The 26,904-nt window shown below is 66.4% G+C and carries 22 protein-coding genes; 9 read left to right on the top strand and 13 right to left on the bottom strand.

Annotation, left to right across the window (positions count from 1 at the left end; genetic code table 11):
* The first annotated feature begins 1 nt into the window (after nucleotide 1).
* From AABF56_RS15610 to AABF56_RS15595, 4 genes are all read left to right on the top strand, one after another.
* Nucleotides 2-2,062, top strand: a complete 2,061-nt coding sequence (locus AABF56_RS15610) for a 3-hydroxyacyl-CoA dehydrogenase NAD-binding domain-containing protein (RefSeq protein WP_272806631.1) — start codon at nucleotides 2-4, stop codon at nucleotides 2,060-2,062.
* Nucleotides 2,063-2,210: 148 nt separating this feature from the next.
* Nucleotides 2,211-3,137 carry a helix-turn-helix domain-containing protein gene (locus AABF56_RS15605; protein ID WP_272806630.1) on the top strand — a complete coding sequence of 309 codons (927 nt, stop codon included), beginning with the start codon at nucleotides 2,211-2,213 and terminating at the stop codon, nucleotides 3,135-3,137.
* Between the two features lie 116 nt (nucleotides 3,138-3,253).
* Nucleotides 3,254-4,660, top strand: coding sequence for an aldehyde dehydrogenase family protein (locus AABF56_RS15600; protein ID WP_272806629.1), 1,407 nt, complete (start codon nucleotides 3,254-3,256; stop codon nucleotides 4,658-4,660).
* A 28-nt stretch (nucleotides 4,661-4,688) separates the two neighbouring features.
* Nucleotides 4,689-6,668, top strand: a complete 1,980-nt coding sequence (locus tag AABF56_RS15595) for a copper amine oxidase (RefSeq protein ID WP_272806628.1) — start codon at nucleotides 4,689-4,691, stop codon at nucleotides 6,666-6,668.
* Between the two features lie 228 nt (nucleotides 6,669-6,896).
* Here the strand turns inward: AABF56_RS15595 and AABF56_RS15590 are convergent, their stop codons facing one another.
* The gene (locus AABF56_RS15590; RefSeq protein ID WP_272806627.1) at nucleotides 6,897-8,270 is read right to left on the bottom strand and encodes an FAD-containing oxidoreductase; all 1,374 of its coding nucleotides are present in this window, start codon (nucleotides 8,268-8,270) and stop codon (nucleotides 6,897-6,899) included.
* On the bottom strand, nucleotides 8,267-8,737 hold the full coding sequence (locus AABF56_RS15585; RefSeq protein ID WP_272806626.1) for a DUF4126 domain-containing protein: 471 nt from the start codon (nucleotides 8,735-8,737) through the stop codon (nucleotides 8,267-8,269). Before AABF56_RS15585 ends, AABF56_RS15590 begins: the two co-directional genes overlap by 4 nt.
* 323 nt (nucleotides 8,738-9,060) lie before the next feature.
* Between AABF56_RS15585 and osmF the strand changes: the two genes are divergently transcribed.
* Genes osmF through AABF56_RS15565 form a run of 4 tightly spaced genes read left to right on the top strand, consistent with a single transcriptional unit; the run spans nucleotide 9,061 to nucleotide 12,862 of the window.
* A complete protein-coding gene (osmF, locus tag AABF56_RS15580) occupies nucleotides 9,061-9,972 on the top strand; it encodes a glycine betaine ABC transporter substrate-binding protein OsmF (protein ID WP_272806625.1) in 912 nt (303 codons plus the stop codon).
* A gap of 54 nt (nucleotides 9,973-10,026) precedes the next feature.
* Nucleotides 10,027-11,187 carry an ABC transporter permease gene (locus tag AABF56_RS15575; protein ID WP_272806624.1) on the top strand — a complete coding sequence of 387 codons (1,161 nt, stop codon included), beginning with the start codon at nucleotides 10,027-10,029 and terminating at the stop codon, nucleotides 11,185-11,187.
* On the top strand, nucleotides 11,184-12,122 hold the full coding sequence (locus tag AABF56_RS15570; RefSeq protein WP_272806623.1) for an ABC transporter ATP-binding protein: 939 nt from the start codon (nucleotides 11,184-11,186) through the stop codon (nucleotides 12,120-12,122). The genes AABF56_RS15575 and AABF56_RS15570 overlap by 4 nt, the downstream gene beginning before the upstream one ends.
* Nucleotides 12,119-12,862: an ABC transporter permease gene (locus AABF56_RS15565; protein ID WP_272806622.1), complete on the top strand. Its 744-nt coding sequence runs from the start codon at nucleotides 12,119-12,121 to the stop codon at nucleotides 12,860-12,862. Before AABF56_RS15570 ends, AABF56_RS15565 begins: the two co-directional genes overlap by 4 nt.
* Here AABF56_RS15565 and AABF56_RS15560 read toward each other — a convergent pair.
* From AABF56_RS15560 to AABF56_RS15525, 8 genes are all read right to left on the bottom strand, one after another.
* Entirely contained in the window at nucleotides 12,859-13,179 is a 321-nt protein-coding gene (locus AABF56_RS15560; RefSeq protein ID WP_244768174.1) for a Dabb family protein, read from the bottom strand. The genes AABF56_RS15565 and AABF56_RS15560 overlap by 4 nt on opposite strands.
* A gap of 8 nt (nucleotides 13,180-13,187) precedes the next feature.
* On the bottom strand, nucleotides 13,188-14,843 hold the full coding sequence (locus tag AABF56_RS15555; protein ID WP_272806621.1) for a GMC family oxidoreductase: 1,656 nt from the start codon (nucleotides 14,841-14,843) through the stop codon (nucleotides 13,188-13,190).
* A 170-nt stretch (nucleotides 14,844-15,013) separates the two neighbouring features.
* Entirely contained in the window at nucleotides 15,014-15,793 is a 780-nt protein-coding gene (locus AABF56_RS15550) for a 3-ketoacyl-ACP reductase (RefSeq protein ID WP_272806620.1), read from the bottom strand.
* Nucleotides 15,790-17,298, bottom strand: coding sequence for a GMC oxidoreductase (locus AABF56_RS15545; protein WP_272806619.1), 1,509 nt, complete (start codon nucleotides 17,296-17,298; stop codon nucleotides 15,790-15,792). Before AABF56_RS15545 ends, AABF56_RS15550 begins: the two co-directional genes overlap by 4 nt.
* An 8-nt stretch (nucleotides 17,299-17,306) precedes the next feature.
* Nucleotides 17,307-18,422 carry an ABC transporter ATP-binding protein gene (locus AABF56_RS15540; protein ID WP_272806618.1) on the bottom strand — a complete coding sequence of 372 codons (1,116 nt, stop codon included), beginning with the start codon at nucleotides 18,420-18,422 and terminating at the stop codon, nucleotides 17,307-17,309.
* A gap of 4 nt (nucleotides 18,423-18,426) precedes the next feature.
* The gene (locus tag AABF56_RS15535; protein WP_272806617.1) at nucleotides 18,427-19,308 is read right to left on the bottom strand and encodes a carbohydrate ABC transporter permease; all 882 of its coding nucleotides are present in this window, start codon (nucleotides 19,306-19,308) and stop codon (nucleotides 18,427-18,429) included.
* Entirely contained in the window at nucleotides 19,305-20,186 is an 882-nt protein-coding gene (locus AABF56_RS15530; protein ID WP_244768180.1) for a carbohydrate ABC transporter permease, read from the bottom strand. The genes AABF56_RS15535 and AABF56_RS15530 overlap by 4 nt, the downstream gene beginning before the upstream one ends.
* A 166-nt stretch (nucleotides 20,187-20,352) precedes the next feature.
* On the bottom strand, nucleotides 20,353-21,564 hold the full coding sequence (locus AABF56_RS15525; RefSeq protein ID WP_244768492.1) for an ABC transporter substrate-binding protein: 1,212 nt from the start codon (nucleotides 21,562-21,564) through the stop codon (nucleotides 20,353-20,355).
* A gap of 345 nt (nucleotides 21,565-21,909) precedes the next feature.
* On the opposite strand from AABF56_RS15525, the gene AABF56_RS15520 reads away from it, so the two are divergent.
* Nucleotides 21,910-22,962 carry a LacI family transcriptional regulator gene (locus AABF56_RS15520; protein WP_272806616.1) on the top strand — a complete coding sequence of 351 codons (1,053 nt, stop codon included), beginning with the start codon at nucleotides 21,910-21,912 and terminating at the stop codon, nucleotides 22,960-22,962.
* A gap of 47 nt (nucleotides 22,963-23,009) precedes the next feature.
* Here the strand turns inward: AABF56_RS15520 and AABF56_RS15515 are convergent, their stop codons facing one another.
* Genes AABF56_RS15515 through AABF56_RS15505 form a run of 3 tightly spaced genes read right to left on the bottom strand, consistent with a single transcriptional unit; the run spans nucleotide 23,010 to nucleotide 26,900 of the window.
* Entirely contained in the window at nucleotides 23,010-24,515 is a 1,506-nt protein-coding gene (locus AABF56_RS15515) for an aldehyde dehydrogenase family protein (protein WP_272806615.1), read from the bottom strand.
* Nucleotides 24,515-25,294, bottom strand: a complete 780-nt coding sequence (locus AABF56_RS15510) for an enoyl-CoA hydratase/isomerase family protein (protein WP_272806614.1) — start codon at nucleotides 25,292-25,294, stop codon at nucleotides 24,515-24,517. Before AABF56_RS15510 ends, AABF56_RS15515 begins: the two co-directional genes overlap by 1 nt.
* The gene (locus tag AABF56_RS15505; protein WP_272806613.1) at nucleotides 25,287-26,900 is read right to left on the bottom strand and encodes an acyl CoA:acetate/3-ketoacid CoA transferase; all 1,614 of its coding nucleotides are present in this window, start codon (nucleotides 26,898-26,900) and stop codon (nucleotides 25,287-25,289) included. Before AABF56_RS15505 ends, AABF56_RS15510 begins: the two co-directional genes overlap by 8 nt.
* Nucleotides 26,901-26,904 lie beyond the last annotated feature (4 nt).

Raw genomic sequence — 26,904 nt, 5'->3', positions numbered from 1 at the left:
CATGACCGTCACCATCGCCCGCGAAAACGCCATCGCCGTCGTCACCGTCGACAATCCGCCCGTCAACGCGCTCTCGCAGGCGCTGCGCCAGGCTCTCGTCGAGGCTGTCGCCACGCTCGATGCGGACGCGGCGGTGAAGGCCGTCGTCCTGATCTGCGCCGGCCGCACCTTCATCGCCGGGGCGGATGTCAGCGAATTCGGCAAGCCGCCGCAGCCGCCACATCTGCCGGACGTGGTGGCGGCCATCGAGGGTGCAAGCAAGCCCTGGGTTGCGGCGATCCACGGCAGCGCGCTCGGCGGCGGGCTCGAAGTGGCGCTCGGCTGCGCCTGGCGCGTGGCGGTTCCCAGCGCCAGCCTCGGCCTGCCGGAAGTCAAGCTTGGCATCATCCCCGGCGCGGGCGGCACGGTTCGCCTGCCGCGGCTGATCGGCGCGGCCGCTGCCGTCGACCTCGTGACGAGCGGCAGCCCGGTCGGTGCGAAGAAGGCGGAAGGGCTCGGCCTGATCGATGCCGTTGTCGATGGTGACCTGCGGGCCGGCGCAATTGCCTTTGCGAACGCCATTGCCGGCAAGGCCAGGCCGCAGCCGATCTCCGGCCGTACCGTCGCCCCCGTAGAGGCGGGTTTCTGGGAGAGTGCCGAAAAGGTCGTGGCGGGCAAGGCGAAGCGGGAAGCCGCACCGCTCCGGGCGCTTGCCTCGGTGCGGAAGGCGAGCGAGACGGATTTCGCCAGCGCCATGGCCTTCGAGCGGGAAACCTTCCTCGAACTGCGCGGCTCGGAGCAGGCAGCGGCGCTGCGCCATGTCTTCTTTGCCGAGCGCGCCGCGCCGCGCCCGCCGGAGCTTGCCGGCGTCACGCCGCGCGCCATCCGCTCGGCCGCCGTCATCGGCGGTGGCACGATGGGCGCGGGCATTGCCGCGGCGCTGCGCGATGCCGGCCTGCCGGTCGTCCTCATCGAGCGCGACGCGGCGGCCGTCGAGCGCGGGCTTGCCAATGTGCGGGGCATCTATGAAGGCTCGGTGAAGCGCGGCCGCATCCCGCAGGCCGTGGCGGACGAGCGCGTGGCCGGCGTCACCGGTGGCGATGATTACGGCCTGCTGGCCGATACGGACCTCGTCATCGAGGCGGTCTTCGAGGATCTTGCCGTCAAGCGCGCCGTCTTCGAAAGGCTCTCGGCGGTCTGCCGGCCGGATGCGGTTCTGGCCACCAACACGTCCTATCTCGATCCCGACGCGATCAGCGAAGGCGTCAGCCATCCGGAACGCTTCCTCGGCCTGCATTTCTTCAGCCCGGCGCAGATCATGAAGCTCCTGGAGATCGTGCCGACGGAGGCGACCGCGCCGGAGGTGCTGGCGACCGGTTTCGCGCTCGCCCGCCTGCTCGGCAAGATCCCGGTGCGCGCCGGCATCTGTGACGGCTTCATCGGCAACCGCATCCTGAAGGTGACGCGGGCGCAGGCCGAGCGGCTTTTGCTGTCGGGTGCGACGCCCGCGGCGGTCGATGCCGCCATGCGGGCCTTCGGCCTGCCGATGGGACCTTTCGAGGCACAGGATCTCGGCGGTCTCGACATCGCCGCCTTTCAGCGCAAGGCGGCGCGCGAGCGGGGCGAGACGCCTTTCGCGCCCGTTGCCGACCGGCTCTGCGCCCTTGAGCGCTACGGCCAGAAGACCGGCGGCGGCTGGTACGACTATCAGCCGGGCGACCGTGCGCCGAAACCCTCCGAAACCGTGGCCGCGATCATCGCCGAGGCGGCGGAGGGCCGGGTGCAGCGGACATGGGACGAGGCAGGCATCGTCGACGCCATTCTCCTGCCCATGGTCAACGAGGCGACGCGCATCCTCGAAGAGCGCGTGGCGCTCCGCGCCGCCGATATCGATCTCGTGAAGATCCATGGCTACGGCTTCCCGCGCTGGCGCGGTGGGCCGATGCACCATGCCGAGGCGCGGGGGCTTTCCGCGGTGGTGGCGGTGCTGGATCGTCTTGCGGCGGATGGCCTTGCCGAACCGCCCGGCGATAGCCTGCGGCGGGCGGCGGAGGCCGGCGGCTTTTCGGTGCTTGCCGGGTAAGGCAACTCGGGCAGGACTGCCTTGCGGAAGGGTGAAAAGATTGCGTGTTTCGCAGATGGGAAAGGCTTCCGGCGATAGGCAAGCGACGCGGACTGTGGTGAGATAGTTTTGGGAGAACAGGCTTTCTGCTAGAGCCGGGGAGGGCACGATGCAGTCGCTGATGACGCCGGGACACAAGCCGGTGCCGGTAGAAATTCTCGAGGCGGAGATCAGGAGGGTCTGCGGCTCCTTCGACCTGGAGCCGACGGGGCGGGCAGGCGTCGTCAATGGCGATGTCACGACGCGGCGCGTCGGTCCCTTCGATACGGCCATCGTCGCGCTCGATGCCTCGGAGGTTGCGCGCAACACCCGCTCCATCCGGCAGGACCCCGGCGAATATTTCTTCCTGTTGGTGCAGGATGCCGGCCACTGTCGCGTCGAGCAGGGCGACCAGGTCGCGGAGCTTTCGCCCGGCGACATGTTCCTCGTCGATTCCGTCAGGCCCTCGACCTTCCTCTATCGCGGCGAGCGCTCGAACCAGGTGTCGCTGCACATCCCACGCGACGAGATGCTCCACCGCTTCGGCACGCCGTGCACCGGCGGGCTTTCGATCTCGCGCGACGATCCTCTCTGGCTGGCCATGCGCGCGGTCATCGCGAAAATGCTGCTGGAGGAGGGCGCGCAGGCGCAGCTCGGCGAAGCCTTCCTCTGCCTTCTCGGCGCCTACCTGCATTCGACCCGCGTCACCGGCGCCGCCGCGCCCGCCGAGACGCTGCTGTCGCGGGCGCTCGCGATGATCGATCGCCACCGCGCGGATCCGGGCTTCGGGCCGCGCGAGCTGGCCGTCCGCCTCAACGTTTCGGAGCGCATGCTGCAGCGGCATTTCCGGCCGCTTGGCGAGACGCCCGGTCATCGGTTGCTCAACCGCCGGCTGGAGCTTGCCCATGCGCGGCTTTCCGCCCGCAAGGGGGAGCAGGCGGCGGAAGGCGTCACGGCTGTCGCCTTCGATTGCGGCTTCAACGACCTTTCCTATTTCTATCGCGAGTTCCGCAAGAAATACGGCATGACGCCGGGCGCGGTCGCCCGCTGCCATTGACGCTTTTATCCAAAAGGCGGGACGGTGCCGTCCAAGTCCGGCGCGCCATGTCCCTCTAATCTCTGCCACCATATGTCCCCGCCGGAGGAGGCGGGACGTTCATGGAGGAGGCGGACATGATGGAATTCAAGGCTACCATCGGTGGCAAACCAGCGCCCGTCGGCGCGGACTTCGCCGTTCTCAACCCGGCGACGGGCAAGGAGGTCGGCCGCGCGCCGAACATGGGCGGGGCGGAGCTGAATGCGGCGGTCTCGGTCGCCAAGGCGGCGTTCGCCTCGTGGTCGACGCAGGAGGATGCTGCCCTGCAGGCTGCCTGCGCGGCGGTGACGGCCAAGATCGAGGAACATGCCGGCGAGCTTGCCGAGATCATCACGCTCGAACAGGGCAAGCCGCTGAACGGCCTCGGCTCGCGCTGGGAGGTCGGCGGCGCCGTCGCCTGGGCGGGTTACACGACCGGGCTCTCGCTGCCGGCGCGGGTGCTGCAGGACAACGAGCAGGGCCGGGTGGAGCTCACCCGCAAGCCGCTCGGCGTCGTCGGCTCCATCACGCCGTGGAATTTCCCGGTCATGATCGCCGTCTGGCATATCCTGCCGGCGTTGCGCACGGGCAACACGGTCGTCGTCAAGCCCTCGCCCCATACGCCGCTTTCCACCCTGCGGCTGGTCGAGATCATGAACGAGGTGCTGCCGCCGGGCGTCGTCAACGTGGTGACCGGCGACAACAGGGCCTTCAATCTCGGTGCCGCCATGTCGGCGCATCCGGATATAAGCAAGATCGTCTTTACCGGCTCCTGCGCCACCGGCCAGAGGGTCATGCGGTCCGCTGCCGACACGATGAAGCGCCTGACGCTGGAACTCGGCGGCAACGACGCCGGCATCGTCCTGCCCGATGCCGATCCGGCGGCGATCGCCGAAGGCCTCTTCTGGGGCGCCTTCATCAACAATGGCCAGACCTGCGCGGCGATGAAGCGGCTCTATGTGCACGACACCATCCACGATGCGGTCTGCGAGGCGCTGGTCGCCTATGCGCGGGGCATCAAGGTGGGCGACGGAATGGAGGAGGCGAGCATCCTCGGCCCCATCCAGAACCGCATGCAGTTCGACAAGGTTTCGCGCCTCGTCGCGGATGCGAAGGAGCGGGGCAAGGTGCTGCTCGGGGGAGAACCGGGCGAGGGGCTGTTCTTCCCGCCGACCATCATCGCCGGCCTTCGCAACGGCGATGCGCTGGTCGACGAGGAGCAGTTCGGGCCGGCTTTGCCGATCATCCGCTACTCCGACGTCGAAGAGGCGATCCGGCTGGCCAATGACAGCCCGAATGGTCTCGGCGGCTCGGTCTGGTCGTCCGATGTCGCGGTAGCGAAGGCGGTGGCCGGGCGTCTCGCCTGCGGCTCCGTCTGGATCAACAAGCACGGCGCCATCCAGCCGAACGTGCCCTTCGGCGGCGTGAAGGCCTCGGGCATCGGCGTCGAGTTCGCCGAAGAGGGGCTCGCCGAATACACCGACATCCAGGTGGTCTTTGCCTGACACAAGCAAACGAAAAGAGGGAACGATCATGAGACTGACGAAACATCTGGCCACGACGGCACTTGCGCTCGGCCTTGCTGCCGGCGCGGCCGCCGCCCATCCGCTCGACGGGCTGACGGCCGAGGAATACCAGAAGATCAACCAGATTCTGCGCGAGCAGAAGGTGGCGGACGACGACACGCTCTATCCGCTGATCGAGCTAAAGGAGCCGGCCAAGGCCGAGGTGCTTGCCTGGAAGGAAGGCGACAGCCTCGACCGCAAGGCGACGGTCTACTTCACCAGCGCCGACGGCTTCAACGAGGCGGTCGTCAACATCTCCAAGGGCACGGTCGAGAGCAATGGCAAGACGGCCGGCCAGCCGATGGTGCTGTTCACCGAGTTCATGAACGCGCTGGAAGGCGCGCTCGGCCATCCGGACATGATCGCGGGGCTTGAAAAGCGGGGCCTGAAGCCCGAGCAGGCCTTCTGCCTGCCGCTGACGGGCGGTAACTTCTTCACCGAGGAATACCGGAACTCCCGCCTGATGAAGGTGCCGTGCTACCAGGTGCCCGAAGGTTCGAACTTCTATGCCAAGCCGATCGAGGGCCTCTTCGCCATCTACGATATCGGCAAGAAGGAGGTGCAGCGCGTCATCGACACCGGTGTCGTGGAACAGGCGCCGAAGGATAGCTGGGGCTATACGGAAGAGGAGGTCGCCGCGCGCCTGCCGCTCCGCCCGGAAATGAAGCCCGTCACGCTCGTTCAGGACGGCGGGCCGAACTACAGGATCGACGGCAGCCATGTCGAATGGGACATCTGGCGCTTCAACTTCCGCGTCGACAAGCGCCCGGGCCTCGTCGTCTCCAATCTCGACGTCAACGATAACGGCATCTGGCGCTCGGTCATCTACCAGGCGCATCTTTCCGAGGTCTTCGTGCCCTATATGGACCCGACGGAGGGCTGGTACTGGCGCACCTACATGGACAGCGGGGAATACGGCTTCGGCCTCTTCCTGAGCCCGCTGCGCGCCGGCATCGACTGCCCCTCGCACGCCACCTTCCTGCCGGCGACGATCGCCGACGACAAGGGTTCGCCGCTCGTCATCCCGGATGCGATCTGCGTCTTCGAGCGCAATATCGGCGATCCGGCCTGGCGCCATTTCGAGGTCTTCGCCCAGACGCCGGAAACCCCGGTGCCGGCGGAAGGCCGCCCGGCGACGGAACTCGTGGTGCGCACGGCCTCCGAGGTCGGCAACTATGACTATCTCATCGACTATCGCCTGCAGCAGAACGGCCAGATCAACATCTATGTCGGCGCGACCGGCCTCGATGCGGTAAAGGGCGTCGCCTCGGCCTCGATGAAGGATGCGACGGCGAAGGCGGACACGGCCTACGGTACGCTGATCGCGCCGAACCTCGTGGCCGCCAACCACGACCACTATTTCAACTTCCGCATCGATTTCGACGTCGACCAGCCGGTGAACCATTTCTCGACCATGGACATCGTGCCGGCCAAGCTCGATGCGTCGAGCCCGCGCAAGTCGATGTGGACGGTCGAGCACAACATGCCGAAGACCGAAATGGAGGCGCGCTACAAGCTCTCGGCCATGCAGCCGCGCTACTTCCACATCTCCAACCCGTCGCGCGAAGGCTATCTCGGCCATGAGCCCGGCTGGATGATCCATCACGGCAGCGTCGCCTACGGTCCCTACGACTATGCCAACGACCCGCCGATGAAGCGCAACGCCTATATCGAATATTCGGTCTGGAACACGGTCTACGATCCGGAACAGCGCTATGCCGGCGGCAAGTTCGCCATGCAGAGCGACGGCTCGGATACGCTCGCCGAATGGGTCAAGAAGGACCAGAACCTGATGGGCAAGGACATCGTCACCTGGTTCTCCGCCGGCTTCCACCACATTCCGCGCATGGAGGACTGGCCGGTCATGTCGACCGAGTGGAAGACCGTGCACATCATGCCGCACAACTTCTTCGCCCATAACCCGGCGTTGACGCTGCGCAAGAAGTAAGGACCGGTGCCGGCAGGCGATGCCCCTCATCCGCCTGCCGGCACCTTCTCCCCGCAAGCGGGGCGAAGGGGGTGTTGCGCCGGTTTCCCAAGATAGCGGCGTTATTGAGGGAGGAAAACTTTGCTTCTTGCCCCTTCGCCCCGCTTGCGGGGAGAAGGTCGCGGCAGCGGGATGAGGGGGCGCCCTCGGCTCCAACGCAAGGTGTTTGGCCCACCTACCCAAGCCGCCTCACTCCACCGGCTGCATGTCGCCGAAAACCGTCGGGATCAGCTCCGAGACGGTCGGATGGATGTGCACGGCATGCGTGATGGTCGTGTAGGGCCGGCCCGCATACATCACGTCCAGGATGCCCTGCACCGCCTCGTCGCCGCCGGTGCCGAGAATGGAGGCGCCGAGGATTTCCTTCGTCTGCGCATCGGCGATCACCTTCATGAAGCCGAGCGTTTCGCCCTTTTCCTTGGCGCGGCCGACGCGGCTCATCGGTCTTGTGCCGACCAGCAGCTTGCGGCCGGTCTTGCGCGCTTCCGTCTCGCTCATGCCGGCGCGGCCGAGCGGCGGGTCGATGTAGAGCGCATAGGTCTGGATGCGGTCGCTCACCTTGCGCGGTTCGTTGTCGAGGAGGTTCGCGGCGACGATCTCGAAATCGTTGTAGGCCGTGTGGGTGAAGGCGCCGCGGCCGTTGCAGTCGCCCATGGCGAAGATGCCGGGCACGCTGGTTTCCAGTCGCTCGTCGACGGTGATGTAGCCGCGCCTGTCCGTCGCCACCCCTGCCTTGTCGAGGCCGAGGTCGTCGGTGTTCGGCCGCCTGCCGGTGGCGAGGAGGATATGGGAGCCCGGGATCTCGGGCGCGCCCGCCGTGCAGTCGACGCCCACCCCGACGCCGTCTCCGGTCTTGAAGAAGCGGATGCACTCCGCCCCCGTGCGGATGGCGATGCCCTCGCGTTCGAGGATGTCGCGCACGGCGGCGCTGACATCCTCGTCCTCGCGGGCGATCAGCCGCGGCCCTTTCTCGACGACCGTCACCTCGGAACCGAAGCGGCGGAACATCTGGGCGAATTCCAGCCCGATATAGCTGCCGCCGACAATGATGAGGTGCTTCGGCACCTCGGTCAGCTCCATCATCGAGACATTGTCGAGATGCGGCACGTCTCCGATCCCTGAAAAATCCGGCACGACGGCCCGGCCGCCGACATTGAGGAAGATCTGTCTGGCGGACAGCAATTCCTCGCCGACGCGGATCTCGGTCGGGCTTTCGAAGCGCGCATGGCCGCGGATGAAGGTGAGGCCCTTCATGCCAGCCAGCCAGTCCTCGTTGCTCCTGCGTGCATCGAAGCGCACCTTGTCCTTGCGGGCCATCACCCTGGCGAAGTCGATGGAGACGTCGCCCGTCACCACGCCGTAGTCGGCGCCGCGGCGGGCAAGATGGGCGGCATAGGCGCTGGCGACCATGGCCTTGGTCGGCATGCAGCCCGTGTTGACGCAGGTGCCCCCCACATGCTTGCGCTCGATGAGCGCGACCGTCTTTCCCGCGGCGGTCAGCCGGCCGGCAAGCGACGGGCCGGCCTGGCCCGCGCCGATGATGATGGCGTCGAACCGCTTCATGGCACGACCGACGAAACGACGAAGAGGCCGAGCAGCACGGCGACGGCGTCTTCCAGCAGCGCAATGGGAAGATCCTTGCCACCGATGGCCGCGACGAGGCGTTTGCGGGTTTCATAGCCGCCGAGCGTGCCGATGACCGCGCCGATGACGCCGGCGACGAGCCCGCCGATCATCGACCCTCCAATGGTGCCGAGCACTACGCCGCAGAACCCGCCGCTGACGATGCGCGCGCCGAACTGCTGCGGCACCTTGCGGCTCGGCGTGCCCGGCAGCTGGTCGGTGACGAACTCGACGAGGGCGAGGGCGCCGAAGACATAGGGCGTGAAGCGATAGGCCAGGAAGGCGGCCCATGTGCCGGAGACGGGGAGCCAGCCGGCCGCCGCCCCGATGCTGACGGCCGCCGGTGCCGTCATCGCGCGCAGCCCCGCCACGACGCCGATCAGCACTGCGAGAATGTAAATGCTCATTGTCCCTCACAGATCTGCGCCGGACATCGGCCCGGGATGGTTTCCCGGCAAGGATGAGATGCGGTATCGGAAAATGAGGCGGGCCAAGGCGAGAGTGTCGGATGCGACCGGCAATTGCAACGCGTTTCTGTTGCAAAAGGCTGTCGCTTCGCGCAATCTTGAAAGCGCTTTGAGCGTTGCAACAAACGGCATGTCCTGTCGGTGCGGCGCAGTCTATTTTTTGCGATTGACTGCCATATATGAAATGCTTTGCCGGGACTGGCTTTCCCAAACGTGGTGAAAATGCCGCCATGGCTTCCCGCACAGAACGAAAGGGTTATCTCATGCGTCCAGTCGTCAAATTCCTCGGAGCAGCTCTGGCCCTCGGGCTTGCGGCCGGTGCTGCCCAGGCCCAGGTCGTCGTCTCCTCGAAGATCGATACCGAGGGCGGCGTGCTCGGCAACATCATCCTCTCGGTGCTGAATGCCAACGGCATCGAGACGACGGACCGCGTGCAGCTCGGCGCGACGCCGGTCGTGCGCCAGGCGATCATCGCCGGCGAGATCGACATCTATCCGGAATATACCGGCAATGCCGCCTTCTTCTTCGAAAAGGCCGAGGACCCCGCCTGGAAGGACGCGGCCAAGGCCTATGAACTGGCCAAGACGCTCGATTTCGACGCCAACAAGCTCGTCTGGTTGACGCCGTCCCCTGCCAACAACACCTGGGCGATCGCGCTGCGCAAGGACGTCGCCGAGCCGAACAAGCTGGTGACCCTGAGCGATTTCGGCAAATATGTCGCTGATGGCGGCCAGGTGGTGCTTGCCGCTTCCTCCGAATTCGTGAACTCGGCCGCGGCGTTGCCGGCCTTCCAGACGACCTACAGCTTCACCTTGAAGCCGGAACAGCTCATCACGCTTTCCGGCGGCGATACGGCCGCGACGATCGCGGCGGCCGCCAACCAGACGAACGGTGCGAATGCCGCCATGGTCTATGGCACGGATGGCGGCATCGCGCCGTCGGGCCTCGTGGTTCTGGAAGATGACAAGGGCGTGCAGCCGGTCTATCAGCCGGCGCCGATCATCCGCGAGGCGGTGCTGAAGGCCAATCCGCAGATCGAGGAGATCCTGAAGCCCGTCTTTGAGAAGCTCGATCTCGTGACGCTGCAGGATCTCAACGGTCGCGTCCAGGTCGGCGGCGAGCCGGCCAAGGCCGTTGCCGAGGACTTCCTGAAGAAGAACGGCTTCATCAAGTAAGGCGCGGTTGTCCTCCGCCCCTGCGGGCGGAGGACCTCTCCTCGAAAGGCGTTCATGACGTTCCGGATCGACAAGCTCGGCGTGGTGATCGCCGCATTGCTGGCCTATGGCGCCTTTCTGGCGCCTTTCGCCAATTTTCGGGCCAACCGCATCGTGCCCGGCGAGGCGCGGGGCATCCTGGAGGCGCTTCCCGCCGGGCTCGGCGCGACGCTGCTCGGCTTTGCCGTCATCGCCATCGTTGTCGTCGTATTGAAGACGCCGACGGTCTTCCGGCTGCTGCTGGGGCTTGCCGCCTTGCTGGCGCTCGCCATCCTCGTCGGCCTTTCCGCCCGCCACCTCACGCCGTCGGAAAACACCTATGCTCGCGTCTCGCCAGCCTCCGGCTTCTGGCTGCTGAGCTTTGCCTTCGCGCTGCTGACGGCCGATGCGCTGGCGCGGCTCCGGCTTTCGCCGCTCGCCCGGGTCGCGCTGCTTGCCGCTGTCGCCGCGGCTGCCGCGGGGCTTCTGATGTCCGGCGCCTGGGACGGGCTGTCGATCCTCAAGGAATATGGCAGCCGGGCCGACAGCTTCTGGCTGGAAGCGGGCCGCCATGTCGTCCTGGCGCTCGGCTCGCTTGTCGCCGCCACGCTCGTCGGCCTGCCGCTCGGCATCCTCTGCCACCGGGTGGAGGCGCTGCGCGCCGGCGTGCTCAACGTGCTGAACATCATCCAGACGATCCCCTCGATCGCGCTCTTCGGCCTACTGATCGCCCCGCTCGGCTGGATCGCCGTCCATGTGCCGGGGGCCGCGGCGCTTGGCATTCGCGGCATCGGCGCGGCGCCGGCCTTCATCGCGCTCTTCCTTTATTCGCTGCTGCCGGTCGTCGCCAACACGGTGGTCGGTCTTGCCGGCGTGCCGCGCGATGCGAATGATGCCGCCCGCGGCATCGGCATGACGGATGGCCAGCGCCTCTTTCGCGTCGAGCTGCCGCTTGCCTTCCCCGTCATCCTTACCGGCATCCGCATCGTGCTGGTGCAGAATATCGGCCTTGCGACCATCGCGGCGCTGATCGGCGGGGGTGGTTTCGGCGTCTTCGTCTTCCAGGGCATCGGCCAGACAGCGATGGACCTCGTGCTGCTCGGTGCGGTGCCGACCGTGGCCCTCGCCTTCGCCGCGGCGATCGTGCTCGATGCCGCAACCGAACTTTCCAACCGCAAACCCGGCAGGGCCGCATGATCGAGATCGACAGCATTACCAAGCGCTATGGCGAGACGGCGGTCGTGGACAGCGTCTCGATGACGATCGCGCCGCACACGATCACCGTCATCGTCGGCACATCCGGTTCCGGCAAGACGACGCTGATGCGCATGATCAACCGTCTGGTCGAACCGACCTCCGGAACGATCCTGATCGACGGCGCCGACAATCGCTCCATCCCCGGCTACGAGCTGCGCCGCCGCATCGGCTATGCCATCCAGGGCCACGGCCTTTTCCCGCACCGCACCGTCGCGGAGAACATCGCCACCGTGCCGACCCTGCTCGGCTGGGAGAAATCCCGCATCGCCGCAAAGGTGAAGGAGCTGCTGTCGCTGTTCCAGCTCGATCCCGCCGCCTTTGGTCCGCGTTATCCGCATGAACTGTCGGGCGGCCAGCAGCAGCGCGTCGGCGTTGCCCGGGCGCTCGCCGCCGAGCCGAACATCCTCCTGATGGACGAACCTTTCGGCGCGCTCGACCCGGTCATCCGGGCCAAGGCGCAGGATGACCTGCTGGCGATCCAGAAGCATTTCGGCACGACCATCGTGCTCGTCACCCATGACATGGAGGAGGCCTTCCACCTCGCCGACCGCATCGCCGTCATGGACAAGGGCAGGATCGTGCAATATGCGGCGCCGGAGGAGATGCTGGTGAATCCGGCGACGGATTTCGTCGAGACGCTGATCGGCGCCAGCGAGCGGCCCTTCCGGCTGTTGTCGATCGGCGCCGTCGCGGATGCGGCGGAGGCCGGCGAGGCGGAGGGCGAGCCGATCGCCGCGGCGTCCAGCCAGCGCGATGCGCTGTCCGCCCTGCTCTGGTCCGGCCGGCAGGCCCTGCCGGTCGTCGGCGCGGATGGCGCCCGGCTCGGCCGCGTCACGCTTGCTGGCCTTGCCCGCCGCGCCGCGAGGCCGCAATGACACGGCTCCTGCCCAATCTCCTGCGGCTGGCGGCACTCCTCGTCCTCATAGCCTTTCTCGTCCAGCCAGCGCTCTTCGAACCCTTGCTGAAACCGCTGGTGCAGGCCAATGCGCCGGCCGTCTACAACCAGGGCAGCCTGCTGTCGCTGACGCTCTCGCACCTTGCCACGGTCTTCGCCGCGACGCTCGCCGCGACCGTCGTCGCCGTCGGGCTCGCCATCCTCGTCACAAGGCCGATCGGCGCGGAATTCCTGCCGCTGTCGCGCAGCCTCGTGAATATCGGCCAGACCTTTCCCCCGGTCGCGGTGCTGGCGCTCGCCGTGCCCGCCGTGGGCTTCGGCGAGAAGCCGACGCTGATCGCGCTCTTCCTCTACGGCCTGCTGCCGATCTTCGAGAATGCCATGACGGGCCTTTCCACCCTGCCGCCCGCCGTCACGGAGGCGGCGCGCGGCACGGGCATGACCGCCTGGCAGCGGCTTACCCGGGTGGAGCTGCCGCTGGCGTTGCCGGTCATCCTCGCCGGCATCCGCCTCTCCGTCGTCATCAGCCTCGCCACCGCCACCATCGGTTCCACGGTGGCGGCCAAGACGCTCGGCGAGGTGATCATCGCCGGGCTGCAATCGAACAACCTCGCCTTCGTGCTGCAGGGCGGCCTCGTCGTTGCCGTGCTGGCGGTGCTGATCTATGACGGCTTTTCCGCCCTCGAACGGGTGCTGTCGCGCCGGGCGGGACGGGTCTAGCGATCTTCGGTTTCGAGGTCGTAGACGAGGATGCCCTGGATGCCGCCTTCGGCGGCGGTGACGAGCCGGGCGCCCGTCTGCTTGTGCTCCGGGTCCTCCAGATAGGCGTCCCGCGCGAAACTGTCGGCGAAATCGACGATGAAGCCGTCGCTGAACCCCTTGTCCATGCCTGCTTCCGGGCTGACATTCACGCCGATATGGACGGCGAGCATGCCCGGCAGGCGATCCTTCAGGGCGTCGATCTCGTTGAAGAGTTCAGCCTTGTAGGCGGCGGAGATGGTCGGCTTGAAGTGGATGAAGACGCAATGACGGATCATGGTTCTACCTACCGGATGTTGGCGCGGGCGCGCGGGCGCGCGTCGTTGCGTTCATGCAGGAAGACCTGGGCGGGCAGCGCCGGCAGGCCTCGGATGATGTCGGCGCCCTTCTCGCCCACCATGATGGTCGGCGCATTGGTGTTGCAGGACGGAACGCGCGGCATGACGGAACTGTCGCAGACGCGCAATCCGTCAAGCCCGTGCACCTTCAAATCGAGCCCGACGACGGCGTCGGCTCCCGTCCCCATCCTGCAGGTGCCGACCGGGTGGTGGTCGGTCTTGGCGTTGGCGCAGCCGTAGTCGATGAGGTCCTCGTCGGTGACGACCTTCGGCCCCGGCAGGCGCTCGGCCATTACATAGGGCTTCAGCGCGGCCTGCTGCATGATCTCGCGGGCGATCTTCAGCCCTTCGATCGACATTGTGCGGTCGTGCGGGTCCTCCCAGTAGTTCGGGTCGATCAGCGGCGCGGCGGCGGGATCGGCGGAGGAAAGGCGCACCGTGCCCTTCGAGCGGGGGTGCAGATAGGCCGAATTCAGCGTCACGCCGGCGTTCTTCAATCTTTCCACGCCCGCCTCGATGCCGGAGCCTAGGCCGAGATGGAACTGGATGTCCGGTGAGCGCGCATCGGGATCGGCATACCAGAAGCCGCCCGTCTCGAAGAGCGAGGAGGCGACGGGACCGGAGCGGAAGAGCACATATTGCAGGCCGGCCCAGAGCGTGCGGTGCAGTTTCGCCACGCCGTCATAGGTGTGATCGCCCGTGCATTCGGAAATCACGAAGAGGTCGAGATGGTCCTGCAGGTTGGAGCCGACACCCGGCAGGTCGTGCCTGACCGGGACGCCGACCGATTTCAGGTGGTCGGCCGGGCCGATGCCGGATTGCTGGAGCAGTTTCGGCGAGCCGATGGCCCCCGACGAGACCAGCACCTCGCGATCCGCGCGGATCGTCTCGACGCCACTGCCCGTGGCCACCTCGACGCCGACGGCGCGCGTTCCTTCCAGCACGATGCGGGCGACACGGGCGCCGGTGCGGATGGTGAGGTTCTTCCGGTCCCGGATCGGCGAGAGATAGGAGAGCGAGGCGGAGGAGCGGCGGCGGTTCCGTTGCGTCAACTGGTAGAAGCCGACGCCGGCCTGCTGGCGGCCGTTGAAGTCGTGGTTGTAGGGGATGCCGAGCTCCTGGCCGGCGCGGATATAGGCGTCGCAGATCGGCAGGGCCGAGACCGGCATGGAAACGCCGAGCGGGCCGCCATAGGCATGGTAGTCGTCGGCGAAGCGCTGGTTGTCTTCGGCGCGCTTGAAATAGGGCAGGATCTCCCGGTAGCTCCAGCCCTCGCAGCCGTCCTCGCTGGCCCAGAGGTCGTAGTCGGCGGCGTTGCCGCGGGTATAGAGCTGTGCGTTGATCGAGGAGCCGCCACCGATGACCTTCGCCTGCGTATAGCGCAGCACGCGGCCCTTCATGTGCTTCTGCGGCACGGTCTCCCAGCCCCAGCTGGCGACGCCCTTGGTCATCTTGGCAAATCCCGCCGGCATGTGGAACAGCGGGTTCCAGTCGCCGCCGCCGGCTTCCAGCAGCAGTACGCGCACGTCAGGATCTTCCGAGAGCCGGTTCGCCAGCACGCAGCCGGCCGGTCCCGCGCCGGTGATGATGTAGTCGTAGGTCATGCCTTGGTCCTCAGGATGTTTCGGTGCCGTGGCCGGTTGAGATTGCCCCTCATCCGCCTGCCGGCACCTTCTCCCCGCAAGCGGGGAGAAGGAAGTTTGCCGTGCCCTCTCGTCTCCCTCGCCCGCTTGCGGGAGAGAGCGGGGTGAGGGGCAACCCCGCGCCGTGACGTTCACAGCCGGCCGATCGACAGCCCGCCGTCGAGATTGATCACCGAGCCGGTGGCGAAGGCGAATTTTCCGGTCGCCAGCGCGGCCGCGGCGGTGCCGATGTCGTCCGGCTCTCCCCAGCGCTTCATCGGCACGAGGCCGTCGCCAATCAGGGTGTCGTATTTCGCCGAGACGCCGGCCGTCATGTCGGAGCGGATGATTCCGGGGCGGATCTCGAAGACGGAGATGCCCGTCTCCGCCAGCCTGAGCGCCAGCCCCTGGCTGAAGGCGGCAAGCCCCGCCTTGGTCATGCAATAGTCGAGCCGCTCGGGCGAGGTGAGGCCGGCCGAGACGGATGTGATGTTGATGATCGAGCGCGGTCTTGCCGCCTCGTTCGAGTGCAGCATCGCCTTCAGCACGGCCTGGGTGAAGAAGACCGTGCCGCGCAGGTTGGTGGCGACGATCGCGTCGAAATTCTCCGGTGCGAGATCGAGGAAATCGCCACGCACGACGGAGGCGATCCCGGCATTGTTGACGAGGCAGCCGATGGCGCCGAGCTGGTCTTCGACAGCCGCGACCGTTGCTGCATGGCCCGAGAGATCGGCGAGGTCCGCCTTGAGGTAGATCGCGCGCGCGCCGAGCGTGGCGAGGTCGGCGAGCATGGTGTCGGTCGCCGCATCGCTCCCGCCGATGCCGGTGATGGCGATGTCGAAACCTTCCGCCGCAAGCGCCCTGGCGATGCCGAAGCCGATGCCGCGGCGGCCGCCGGTGACGATGGCGACGGAGCGTGCGGAGGTCGTCATGCGGCGAGATCCCTCGAGTGGATGTGGTCGGCGACGCGCAGTGCCTGGGCGGCGACCGTCAGCGCCGGGTTCACCGCGGCCGATGTCGGCAGGTAGGAGGCGTCGACCACGAAGAGGTTCGGATGGTCATAGGCACGGCACCAGATGTCGAGCGGCGCGCTCGCCGGGTCGTTGCCGATGCGCACGGTGCCGCATTGGTGCGAGGGCGTGCGCTTGTCGAAGGCTCTGGCGAGCACGACGGGAAAGCCCGCCTTCTTCAGCGCAGCCTTGAGCCTGGCGACGAGATCGAGATGGGCCTGCCAGTTGGTCCGCGTCCATTTCAGGACGATCCGGTCGCGATCGACCATGATACGGCTTTCGGGATGCGGCAGGTCCTCGCTCATGGCGTAGAAATCGATGGCGCGGGACGCGACCTGTTCCAGCAGCCATTCCGGAACGGAGGGCATGTTGGCCTTCAGGATCTTTCCCGAGACGCGGCCGAGAAGCTGCACATTGCCGAGTGGCGGGCCGCCGTTTCCGTCAGAGAGGTAATAGTCGTTGAAGCCGAAACTCTTCTGGTAGACGGAGGTGTTCCTGTAGAAGGGCGAGAGGCCGATCACGGCGCTCGAATTGTGGTTCATGAAATTGCGGCCGACCTGGTCGGAGCTGTTGGCGAGCCCCTTGGGGAAGGCTTCCGAGGCGGAGCGCAGCAGCAGCACGGCGGATTGGACCGCGCCGGCCGAGAGGATGACGAGTTTCGGCGAAACGCTCTCCGCCACGTCGCCGCGCTGGTAGTGCACCGTCGCGATGGTGCGGCCGTGCGGGGCGGTGGCGAGCCGCGTGACCCGGCAATTCGTGCGCAGTTCGACATTCGGATGCTTCAGGGCTTCGGCAAGCGCCACGCTTTCCGCGTCCATCTTGCCGTCGTTGGCGTTCGGATGCGCATCCCACGGCGTCTTCGCCTTGGCGAGCCAGCGGTCGATGTCGACGCCGAGCGGCAGCGAGTAGGGATGCAGGCCGTTCGCCTTCATCTTTGCGCGCACCTCGGCGATGGCAGGCTCGTCCGGCACGGGCGGGAAGGGGTAGGGTGCGGAATGGTGCGGTTCGGTCGGGTCTTCGCCGAGCGTGCCGCGGACGTTGTAGAGCTTTTCGGCGGCGCAGTACCACGGCTCCAGCGCTTCATAGGGGAAGGGCCAGGCGGGGGAGACGCCGTCGCGGTGGCGCATCTCCTCGAAGTCCTCCCGGCGGTAGCGCACCAGCACGGCACCGTAGAATTTCGAGTTGCCGCCGACATTGTAGTAGTTGCCGGGGTTGAAGGCGGTGCCGTCCGCCTCGTACCACATCTCCTTCGGGCGGAAATGGCCGCGCTGGAAGATGGCGCGCTGGTCGCGGTTTTCCGGGCGGTCGGGCAGATGATCGCCCGCTTCGAGGATAACGATTTTCGCGCCCGTCGGGGCGAGCGCGGCGGCCATGGTGGAACCGCCGATGCCCGATCCGATGATGACGATGTCCGGCTGCGTGGTCATGATTTTGCTCAGGATATGCGAAGCTGGCTGGCGGGATCGAAGAACACCGCCTTGTCGAGGTTGAAGGCAAGGCGTGCCGTCTGGCCGGCGGCGATGCGCACGTCGGCGCGCAGGCGGGCGACGATCTCCTTGCCGCCGAGATGGGTAACGGCGAAGGTATCCGCGCCGGCCGGCTCCACCACCTCGATCAGGCAGTCGCCCTCGGCCACCGTGCGGGCATTGCGGTCCGCGCCGTCGGGGTCGGTCAGCGCCTCGGGGCGTATGCCGAAGATCACGTCCTTGCCGCTATAGGCGGAAAGGCTGCCGGGTGCGTTGGGGACGGACAGCACCAGCGGCTCGGCCTGATGGCGGGCGAGCGAGACGGCAAGGCCGGATCCCTTCTGCTCCACCTTGCCCTTGAGCAGGTTCATGGCGGGCGAGCCCATGAAGTCGGCGACGAAGGTGTTGGCGGGATTGTTGTAGATGTCCGCCGGCGAGCCGAATTGTTGCAGCACGCCGTCCTTCAGCACGGCGATCTTGGTGGCGAGCGTCATCGCCTCGATCTGGTCGTGCGTGACATAGACGATCGTCGTCTTCATGCGCTGATGCAGGCGCTTGATCTCCGTGCGCATGTCGACGCGCAACTTGGCGTCGAGGTTCGACAGCGGCTCGTCGAAGAGGAAGAGCTTCGGGTCGCGCACCAGCGCGCGGCCCATGGCGACGCGCTGGCGTTGGCCGCCGGAGAGCTGGCCGGGCTTGCGGTCGAGAAGATGGCCGATCTGCAGCATGTCGGCGACCTGCTTGATCGCCTTGTCGCGCTCCTCCTTCGGCACGCCGCGGATCTCCATGCCGAAGGCGATGTTGCCGGCCACCGTCATGTTCGGATAGAGCGCGTAGGACTGGAACACCATGGCGATGTCGCGCTTGGAAGGGTGCAGGCCCGCGACCGAGCGGCCGTCGATGGCGATGTCGCCGGAGGTGATCGGCTCCAGCCCGGCGATCGTGTTGAGCAGCGTGGACTTGCCGCAGCCGGACGGGCCGACCAGCACGAGGAAGCCGCCCTGCTCGATCTCCAGGTTGATGTCCTTCAGGATTTCGAGCGCGCCGTAGGATTTGCGCAGGTTGCTGATCTTCAGGAACGACATGGGACTATCCTTTCACGGCGCCGGACATCAGGCCGCGCACGAAGTACCGTCCGGAGACGATGTAGACGATGAGGGTGGGCAGCGCCGCGAGGATCGCGCCGGCGAAGTGCACGTTGTATTCCTTCACGCCGGTGGACGAGGAGACGAGGTTGTTGAGCGCCACGGTCATCGGCGTTGTCGCCGCGCCGGAGAAGGAGGCGCCGAACAGGAAGTCGTTCCAGATATTGGTGAACTGCCAGATGACCGAGACGACGATGATCGGGCCGGAGGACGGCAGCAGGATGCGGTAGAAGATCTGGAAGAAGCTTGCGCCGTCGATCTGCGCCGCGCGCACCAGCTCGGTCGGGAAGTTTTCGTAGTAGTTGCGGAAATAGAGCGTCGTGAAGCCGATGCCGTAGACGACGTGCACGAGGATGAGACCCCAGAGCGAGCCGGCAAGCCCGAGCATGCCGAGGATGCGTGCCATCGGGATGAGCACGATCTGGAACGGGATGAAGCAGGAGAGGAGAAGCAGGCCGAAGAAGACGTTCGAGCCCCGGAACTGCCACTTCGTCAGCACGTAGCCGTTCAGCGCGCCGATGATGGTGGAGATGGCGACCGCCGGCACGACCATCAGGATCGAGTTGATGAAGAACGGGCGCAACCCCGTCGGCTGCACGCCGATCTGCGCCGTCGACCAGGCCTGCAGCCAGGGCTCGATCGTCCAGACCTGCGGCAGGTTCAGCATGCCGCCCTGGCGGATCTCCTCCAGCGGCTTCAGCGAGTTCACCAGCATCACGTAGAGCGGCAGCAGGTAGTAGACCGCGAAGAGGATGAGCGCGGTGTAGATCAGCGCGCGCGTCAGCCTGTTGTGCGAGATGACGTTGTCGGGGTTTTGCGCGCTCATCGGCCTTTGCCTCCGCGGATCTCGGAATAGAGGTAGGGGATGATGATCGAGAAGATCATGACCAGCATGATGATCGCCGAGGAGGCGCCGATGCCCATCTGGTTGCGGGTGAAGGTATAGGAATACATGAAGGTCGCCGGCAGTTCGGTCGCCTGGCCGGGACCGCCGCCGGTCAGGGCGACGACGAGGTCATAGGCCTTGATGGCGAGGTGGGCGAGCACGACGAAGGCGGAGAGGAAGACCGGGCGCATCAGCGGAATGATGATGCGCCGGTAGATGGTGGCGGTGGAGGCGCCGTCGATCTGCGCGGCCTTGATGATCTCGTTGTCGACGCCGCGCAGGCCGGCGAGGAACATCGCCATGACGAAGCCTGAGGACTGCCAGACGGCGGCGATCACCACGCAGTAGATGGCGTAGTTGCGATCCTTGATCCAGTTGAAGGCGAAGCTCTCCCAGCCCCAGAGGTGCATGGTGTTCTCAAGGCCGATGCCGGGGTCGAGGAACCACTTCCAGGCGGTGCCCGTGACGATGAAGGAGAGTGCCATCGGGTAGAGGTAGATCGGCCTGAGGATGCCCTCGGCGCGGATCTTCTGGTCGAGCAGGATGGCGAGCGCCAGGCCCAGCACCGAGCAGATGACGATATAGAGCGAGGCGAAGATCGCAAGGTTCGAGATCGCCCGCCACCAGTGCGGCAGCGCCCAGAGCTTGGAATAGTTGCTCAGTCCCACGAAATTGTAGGAGGGCAGCATCCTGCTGTCCGTCAGCGACAGGAAGCCCGTATAGGCGATGAAGCCGTAGACGAAGACGAGCACGATGAGGAAACTGGGTGCCAGCACGAGCTTCGGCAGAAGCTCCTGCAGCCGGCTTCGGCTATCCATGGTCGTTACCACCGTTATTGTGTGTTTGTCGGCGGCGAGGCACGCCCCTCATCCGCCTGCCGGCACCTTCTCCCCGCAGGCGGGGAGAAGGACTATGCCGTGACCTCTCCGTCTCCCTCTCCCCGCTTGCGGGGAGAGGGCCGGGGTGAGGGGCAGCGTCGTTCGCTTACTTCGCGGCCTCGACGGCAGCCTTCAGCTCCTCGACGGCTTCCTCGGAGGAAAGCTCGCCGTTGAACTGGCGGGTCACGACGTCGTAGATCGCGTTCTTGACCGAAGCCGGGTTGGCGTGGCCGTGGGCCATGGAGCCGAAGAGCGAGCCGTTGGTGTTGGCTTCCGCCAGGTCCTTGATCGCCTTCTTGCCGCAATCGTCGAAGTCCGTGTCCGGAACGTCCGTGCGGGCCGGGGCCGAGCCCTTGACCACGTTGAAGGCCGACTGGAAGGTCGGGCTCTCGATGGCCGACGCCATGGTCAGCTGCGCCGGGACCTTGTCCTCGGCCACCTTGAACATCGCGAACTGGTCGGAGTTGAAGGTGACGGAGCCCTGCGTGCCCGGGAAGCGCATGCAGACGAAGTCCGTGCCGGGCTTCTTGCCGGCCTTGATGAATTCGCCCTTCGCCCAGTCGCCCATGAACTGCACGCCGGCCTTGCCCTCGATGACCATGGCGGAAGCCAGGTTCCAGTCACGGCCGGAGAAGTTGTCGTCCACGTAGGAGCGCAGCTTCGTCATGCGGTCGAAGGCTTCCTTCATCTGGGCGCTGCCCAGCGTTTCCGGATCGAGGTCGATGAAGGCCTTCTTGTAGAAATCGTTGCCGAAGGAGAGCACGACCGCGTCGAAGATCGTCGCGTCCTGCCACGGCTGGCCGCCATGGGCGACCGGCGTGATGCCCTGTTCCTTGAACTTGTCGAGCAGGGCGACCAGTTCGTCCCAGTTCGCCGGCTCCTTGCCGCCGGCAGCGTCGAGCGCGGCCTTGTTGACCCACACCCAGTTCGTCGAGTGCACGTTGACGGGCGCGGCGATCCAGTGGCCGTCATACTTGGAGAACTGCTGCAGGGCGGTCGGGATCACCGTGTCCCAGCCTTCCTTGGCGGCGATCTCATCGAGATTGCCGAGCGCGCCTTCCTTGGCCCAGTCGAGAATGTCGAAGCCGAGCATCTGCACCGCGGTCGGCGCGTTGCCGGCTGTGACGCGGGCGCGCAGCACCGTCATGGCTTCCGTGCCGCCGCCGCCGGCGACCGGCATGTCGGTCCAGGAGATGCCCTTGGATTCGAGGTCCTTCTTGAGCACGTCGAGCGCGGCGGCTTCACCGCCCGAGGTCCACCAGTGCAGGACTTCCACGCCTTCCGCGGCCTTGGCGGACAGGCCGCCCATCGTCATCATCACCGCGGCGATCGCGGTGGTCGTCAGAAACTTGCGCATCGTATTCCTCCCGTTTGCAAGTTCGAAGGGCGAGAGCCTCCTCCCGCCGATGGTTCATCTGCGGCTCAAAGCGCCGAGCCAATTTAAAACGTTGTAAATTTGCGGAGTCAAGCACATGCCACCCATCCTCGGGCATGCTTTTGCAAATGCAGTAAATTCCGGAAATCCGGGTGATCGGCACAGCTCGCGCGGCATTGTGCAGCGCACTGAAATCGTTTTAAATTCTGTGCGGCGCAAGATTGCCGAAGACGGGGCTCGCCGGTATGGTGCCGCATATCGCCTGCCGCCATCCGAAGAACCGCACCCGTGTCCCGCATCGAAAAGCCCGCCGACAGTGACCCCGCCCGCAACGCGCTTCGAACCGGCAAGCCGACGCTGAAGACGATTGCGGAAATCACCGGCCTTGCGATCACCACGGTCTCCCGCGCGCTCGGCAACGCGCCGCAGATCTCCGAGACGACGCGCCGGCGCGTGCACGAGGTCGCCGCTGAGATCGGCTACCTGCCGGACCGTGCCGCCCAGCGCCTCAAGACCGGCCGCACCAATGTCGTGTCCGTCCTGCTCGATCCGCACGAGGAGATCCTGGGCTTCGGCACGTCCATCATGCATGGCCTGGCGCGCGCCCTTCAGGGCACCGCCTACCACCTCATCGTCACGCCGAATTTCCTCGACGGCAGCAATGTCGATGCCGTCAACTACATCATCCGCAACGGCATGGCCGACGGCCTCATTTTCTCGCGCACGGAACCCTTCGATCCGCGCGTGCGGCTGCTGCTGGAAAACGGCTTTCCCTTCGTCACCCACGGCCGCACGGAATTTTCCACTCCGCACGCCTTCGTCGACTACGACAATTTCGCCTTCGCCTATGCGGCCACAAGACGGCTGATCGTCAAGGGCCGGCGCAAGGTGACGATCATCCTGCCGCCCCGGCGCCTCACCTTCTACCAGCACATGCTGCACGGTTTCATGACCGCCGTGCGCGAGGCCGGCGCCGCCTACGAGATTCCCGAGGCGCTCGATCTCGACAGCCCCGCCGACATGATCCGCGACTATGTGCGCCGCCGCAGCGCCGAGCCCGATCCGCCCGACGGTTTCGCCTGTCCCGGCGAAGTCTCGGCGCTCGCCACGATCACCGGCATGAGCGATCGGGGCCTTTCGCTCGGCGGCGAATACGACATCGTCGCCAAGCAGACGTCGCGGCTGCTCAGCCAGATCCAGCCGAAGGTCGAGACGATCTACGAGGACCTGACGGCGGCCGGCGAGGCGATGGGCCGGCTGCTGCTGAAGCGCATCGGCGGCGAGCCCATCGAGGATCTCACCATCCTGCAGAGCCCGCAACTCAGCTTCCCGACGCCCTGAGCGGACGGCAGCGCCGGTCCCAGCCATGGTTGTCGGGAAAGCGTGGCTCATCGCGGCATCCACCAGCCGGTGCGCGTGCCGATATGCATGTTGAGCGTCTTGGTCTCCGTATAATCCTCCACCGCATGGCGGCCGAGCTCTCGGCCGAGGCCGGACTGGCGATAACCGCCGAAGGGCAGCTCCGAAGCGCCGTCCATGAAGGTGTTCATCCAGATCGTGCCGGCGCGCACCTTGCGGCCGATGGTGAGGCAGGTGTCGAAGTCCCGGCTCCAGACGCCGGCCGAAAGGCCGTAGTCGATGGCATTGGCGATGCGGATCGCCTCTTCCGTCGTCTCGAAGGTCAGAACCGAAAGCACCGGGCCGAACACTTCCTCACGGGCGACGGCCATGTCGGGCCGGACGCCCGAAAGGATGGTCGGGGCCATGAACTGGCCGAGGCCGAGATCGAGCGCGGCGCCGCCAAGCGCCACCGAAGCGCCGGCCTTGGCGGCACCATCGACATAGGCACCGATCTTTGCGAGGTGCTGCGGCGTGATGATCGCGCCGACCTGTGTCGTCGGATCGAGCGGATCGCCGACCTTCACCGTCTTCGCCAGGTCCGCGATGCGGGCCGTCACGTCGGCCGCAATCGATGTGTGCAGGATCAGCCGCGAGCCGGCATTGCAGCATTCGCCGGCGTTGAAATAGGCGCCGAAGACGGCGGCGTCGACGAAGGCGTCGAGATCGGCGTCGGGGAAGACGATTTGCGGGTTCTTGCCGCCGAGTTCGAGCGACACCTTCTTCAACGTCTGCGCCGCATTGGCCATGGTCAGGCGACCGACGCCGGTCGAGCCCGTGAAGGAGACCATGTCGACATCCGGGTGCGTCGTCATCGGCGCGCCGACCTCCGGGCCGGTGCCGGTGACGATGTTAACGACGCCTGCGGGCACGCCGGCCTCGATAAGGATCTCTCCGAGGAGGAGCGTCGAACCCGAGGTGAGCTCGGACGGCTTGACCACCGTCGTGCAGCCGGCGGCGAGCGCAAAAGGTAATTTCTGGCTTACGATCAGGAAGGGGAAATTCCACGGCGTGATGATCGACACGACGCCGATCGCCTCGCGCAGCACGACGCCGAGCGTGCCTTCGCCGAGCGTGTTGTAGCTTTCGCCGTGAAGATCGCGGGCGAGCGCCGCGGCGTAGCGCCAGATGTCGATCGCGCCGCCGAGTTCGCCCTTCGCCTGGCTGATCGGCTTGCCGCTTTCGATGCAGTCGAGGAAGGCGAGCTCGTCCGCGCGGGCGGCGATGAGGTCGGCGGCCTTCAGGAGGATGTTGGAACGCTCGGCGCCGGTCATGGACGGCCATGGTCCGTCGTCGAAGGCCTTGCGCGCGGCGGCGATGGCGCGTTCGGCATCGGCCTTGCTACCGGCCGGATAGCGGCTGACGACGATGCCGTGGCCGGGCGCGATGCGCTCGATCGGCTGGCCGGCGCCCTCCGTCCACGTGCCGTCGATCAGCATGCGGAAATCGCGTGCCTTGAAGTTTTCCAGCGCCTTGGGTTTCACATGCGCGGTCATCACCATTCTCCCTTGAAATCAGCGGGGCGCTTGCCCGTGAAGGCGGCGACGCCTTCCTTGAGGTCCCCGGTCTTGGCGACGAGGATCGAGCCGAGCGTCTCCACCGCCGCGCCATTGTCCTCGCCGTTCGCCACCGCGATCATCAGCTTGGAAATTTCCGTTGCCGCCGGCCCGCGGGCCACGATGCGCGCGGCATAGGTCTTGGCCGCCTGCACGGCTGTCCCGGTTTCCACCACCTGATCGACGATGCCGAGCGTTGCGGCTTCCGCCGCCGTCAGCACCTCGCCGCCGAGCAGCATGCGGCGCACCGCCTGTGCGCCGAAACGCTTCACCAGCCGCTGCGTGCCGGACCAGCCGGGCACCATGCCGAGGCCGGCCTCCGGCAGACCGATCTTCACCTGGGCCTCCGCGATGCGGATATCCGCCGCCGCCGCGAGCTCCAGCCCGCCGCCGAGCGCATGGCCGTTGATAGCGGCGATCAGCGGCATGCGCAGCGTCGCCAGCCGTTCGAAGACGCGGTGGCCGAAGCGCACCCAGGCATGGCCGAATTCGTTCGGCTCCATGCCGGCCCAGGCGCGGATATCGCCGCCGGCGGAGAAGGCCTTGCCTTCGCCGGTGAGGATGGCGACACGCACAGCGGCATTCGCCTCGACCGTGTCGCAGGCCGCCGAAAGCTCCTTCAGCATGTCGATGTCGAAGGCGTTCAGCTTTTCCGGCCGCGCGACGGTGATCGTCGCGAGAGAACCTTCGATATCGATGCGGATGCGCGGCTCAGCCATGGACGGCTCCCGCCAGCGTGCGCGGCGCCTTTTCAGGCAGCGTGAGGCCGATCGGCGCATCGGTGAAGAGCTTTGCGTCCATCACCTTGAGGTCGGGCGAAACGATCAGCGCGAATTCCGACTGGTCGAGGATATGCGTCTTGAGATCGACGCCGGGCGCGATCTCGGTGAGCACGATGCCGTCGGGCGTCAGCTTCATGACGCAGCGCTCGGTGACATAGGTGATGTCCTGCCCCTGCGCGACGCCGCGCGGGCCGGAAAAGGTGACATGCTCGACGGCATTGACCAGCTTCTTAAGCTTGCCTTCCTTCTCGATGACGAGCTTTCCATCCGCGATGGCAAGCCTGGCGCCGGCGTTGAACATGCCGGAGAAGACGATCTTCTTCGCCCGCGCCGTGATGTCGACGAAGCCGCCGGCCCCCGCCGTCACATGCGGACGGAAGGAGAGTTTCGAGACGTTCACCGAGCCGTCCCTGCCGATTTCCAGGAAGGAGAGCAGCGAGGCATCGAAGCCGGCGCCCTGGAAATAGGTGAACTGGTAGGGCGAGGGCATGAAGGCATCGGCGTTCGAGGCGCAGCCGAAGGCGAAGTCGAGCAGCGGCACGCCGCCGACGGCGCCCTGCTCGATCACCCAGGTGACGGCGCCGTGCAGGCCTTCTTCCAGCAGGATGCGCGGCACGTTGGCGGAGATGCCGAAGCCGAGATTGACGGCGCTGCCGGTCTCCAGCTCCTCTGCCACGCGGCGGGCAATAACCTTCTGGATGTTAAATTCCGGCACGCGGAAACTGTCGAGCGGACGGAAGATCTCGCCTGAAATGGCGGGGTCGTAGAGCGTCTGCGTCGTCTGCTTCTGGTCCGGATCGACCACGATGTAATCCACCAGCACGCCGGGCACGCGCACGTCGTGCGGTTTCAGCGAGCCGTCCTTGGTGATGCGCTTGACCTGTGCGATGACGATGCCGCCATTGTTGCGGGCGGCGAGCGCCTGGTCGAGCCCGCCGAGGGTGGCGCCCTCGTGCTCATAGGTGAGGTTGCCGCGCTCGTCGGCGGTGGTGGCGCGGATGATCGCCACGTGAGGCGCGATCGCCTTGAAGTAGAGCCATTCCTCGCCGGCGAAGGTGATCTTCTCCACCACCGGTTCGTTCGCCGCGGCTTCGTTCATCGCGCAGCCCTCGCGGCTCGGGTCGACGAAGGTCTCCAGGCCGACCTTGGTGATGACGCCGGGGCGCTTGGCGGCCGCCTCGCGGTGCATGTCGAAGAGGATGCCGGAGGGGATGTTGTAGGCGGCGACCTCGTTCGAACCGATCATCTGCCAGATGAGCGGCGGTTCGGAGGAGGAGGGGCCGGACGGATAGGAGCCGCCGATGATCGTCTTCAAGAGACCTTTCCTGGCGATGTAGTCGACACCCTTGATGCCGCTCATGTCGCCGGCGGCGATGGGGTGCAGCGTCGTCAGGTTCTTCGGATGGCCCGTCTCGTCGAAACGTTCGCCGATCGCCTTCAGCATCAGGTCCGGGCAGCCGAGGCCGGAGGAGGAGGAGACCGAGACGACGGCGCCGTCGGGGATCAGGCCTGCCGCCTCGCGCGGGGTGATGTGCTTGCTCATGGGG

This window comes from Shinella sp. WSC3-e, from assembly GCF_945994535.1.
GTDB lineage: Bacteria > Pseudomonadota > Alphaproteobacteria > Rhizobiales > Rhizobiaceae > Shinella > Shinella yambaruensis.
Note: the sequence above shows the minus strand (reverse complement) of the source record. Positions and strands in the feature narration are given on the sequence as shown.

Bases quoted from the DNA above. Each gene is read 5' to 3' on its own strand.
- AABF56_RS15610 (WP_272806631.1), top strand. From the start codon at position 2: ATGACCGTCACCATCGCCCGCGAAAACGCCATCGCCGTCGTCACCGTC.
- AABF56_RS15605 (WP_272806630.1), top strand. From the start codon at position 2,211: ATGCAGTCGCTGATGACGCCGGGACACAAGCCGGTGCCGGTAGAAATT.
- AABF56_RS15600 (WP_272806629.1), top strand. From the start codon at position 3,254: ATGATGGAATTCAAGGCTACCATCGGTGGCAAACCAGCGCCCGTCGGC.
- AABF56_RS15595 (WP_272806628.1), top strand. From the start codon at position 4,689: ATGAGACTGACGAAACATCTGGCCACGACGGCACTTGCGCTCGGCCTT.
- AABF56_RS15590 (WP_272806627.1), bottom strand. From the start codon at position 8,270: ATGAAGCGGTTCGACGCCATCATCATCGGCGCGGGCCAGGCCGGCCCG.
- AABF56_RS15585 (WP_272806626.1), bottom strand. From the start codon at position 8,737: ATGAGCATTTACATTCTCGCAGTGCTGATCGGCGTCGTGGCGGGGCTG.
- osmF (WP_272806625.1), top strand. From the start codon at position 9,061: ATGCGTCCAGTCGTCAAATTCCTCGGAGCAGCTCTGGCCCTCGGGCTT.
- AABF56_RS15575 (WP_272806624.1), top strand. From the start codon at position 10,027: ATGACGTTCCGGATCGACAAGCTCGGCGTGGTGATCGCCGCATTGCTG.
- AABF56_RS15570 (WP_272806623.1), top strand. From the start codon at position 11,184: ATGATCGAGATCGACAGCATTACCAAGCGCTATGGCGAGACGGCGGTC.
- AABF56_RS15565 (WP_272806622.1), top strand. From the start codon at position 12,119: ATGACACGGCTCCTGCCCAATCTCCTGCGGCTGGCGGCACTCCTCGTC.
- AABF56_RS15560 (WP_244768174.1), bottom strand. From the start codon at position 13,179: ATGATCCGTCATTGCGTCTTCATCCACTTCAAGCCGACCATCTCCGCC.
- AABF56_RS15555 (WP_272806621.1), bottom strand. From the start codon at position 14,843: ATGACCTACGACTACATCATCACCGGCGCGGGACCGGCCGGCTGCGTG.
- AABF56_RS15550 (WP_272806620.1), bottom strand. From the start codon at position 15,793: ATGACGACCTCCGCACGCTCCGTCGCCATCGTCACCGGCGGCCGCCGC.
- AABF56_RS15545 (WP_272806619.1), bottom strand. From the start codon at position 17,298: ATGACCACGCAGCCGGACATCGTCATCATCGGATCGGGCATCGGCGGT.
- AABF56_RS15540 (WP_272806618.1), bottom strand. From the start codon at position 18,422: ATGTCGTTCCTGAAGATCAGCAACCTGCGCAAATCCTACGGCGCGCTC.
- AABF56_RS15535 (WP_272806617.1), bottom strand. From the start codon at position 19,308: ATGAGCGCGCAAAACCCCGACAACGTCATCTCGCACAACAGGCTGACG.
- AABF56_RS15530 (WP_244768180.1), bottom strand. From the start codon at position 20,186: ATGGATAGCCGAAGCCGGCTGCAGGAGCTTCTGCCGAAGCTCGTGCTG.
- AABF56_RS15525 (WP_244768492.1), bottom strand. From the start codon at position 21,564: ATGATGACGATGGGCGGCCTGTCCGCCAAGGCCGCGGAAGGCGTGGAA.
- AABF56_RS15515 (WP_272806615.1), bottom strand. From the start codon at position 24,515: ATGACCGCGCATGTGAAACCCAAGGCGCTGGAAAACTTCAAGGCACGC.
- AABF56_RS15510 (WP_272806614.1), bottom strand. From the start codon at position 25,294: ATGGCTGAGCCGCGCATCCGCATCGATATCGAAGGTTCTCTCGCGACG.
- AABF56_RS15505 (WP_272806613.1), bottom strand. From the start codon at position 26,900: ATGAGCAAGCACATCACCCCGCGCGAGGCGGCAGGCCTGATCCCCGAC.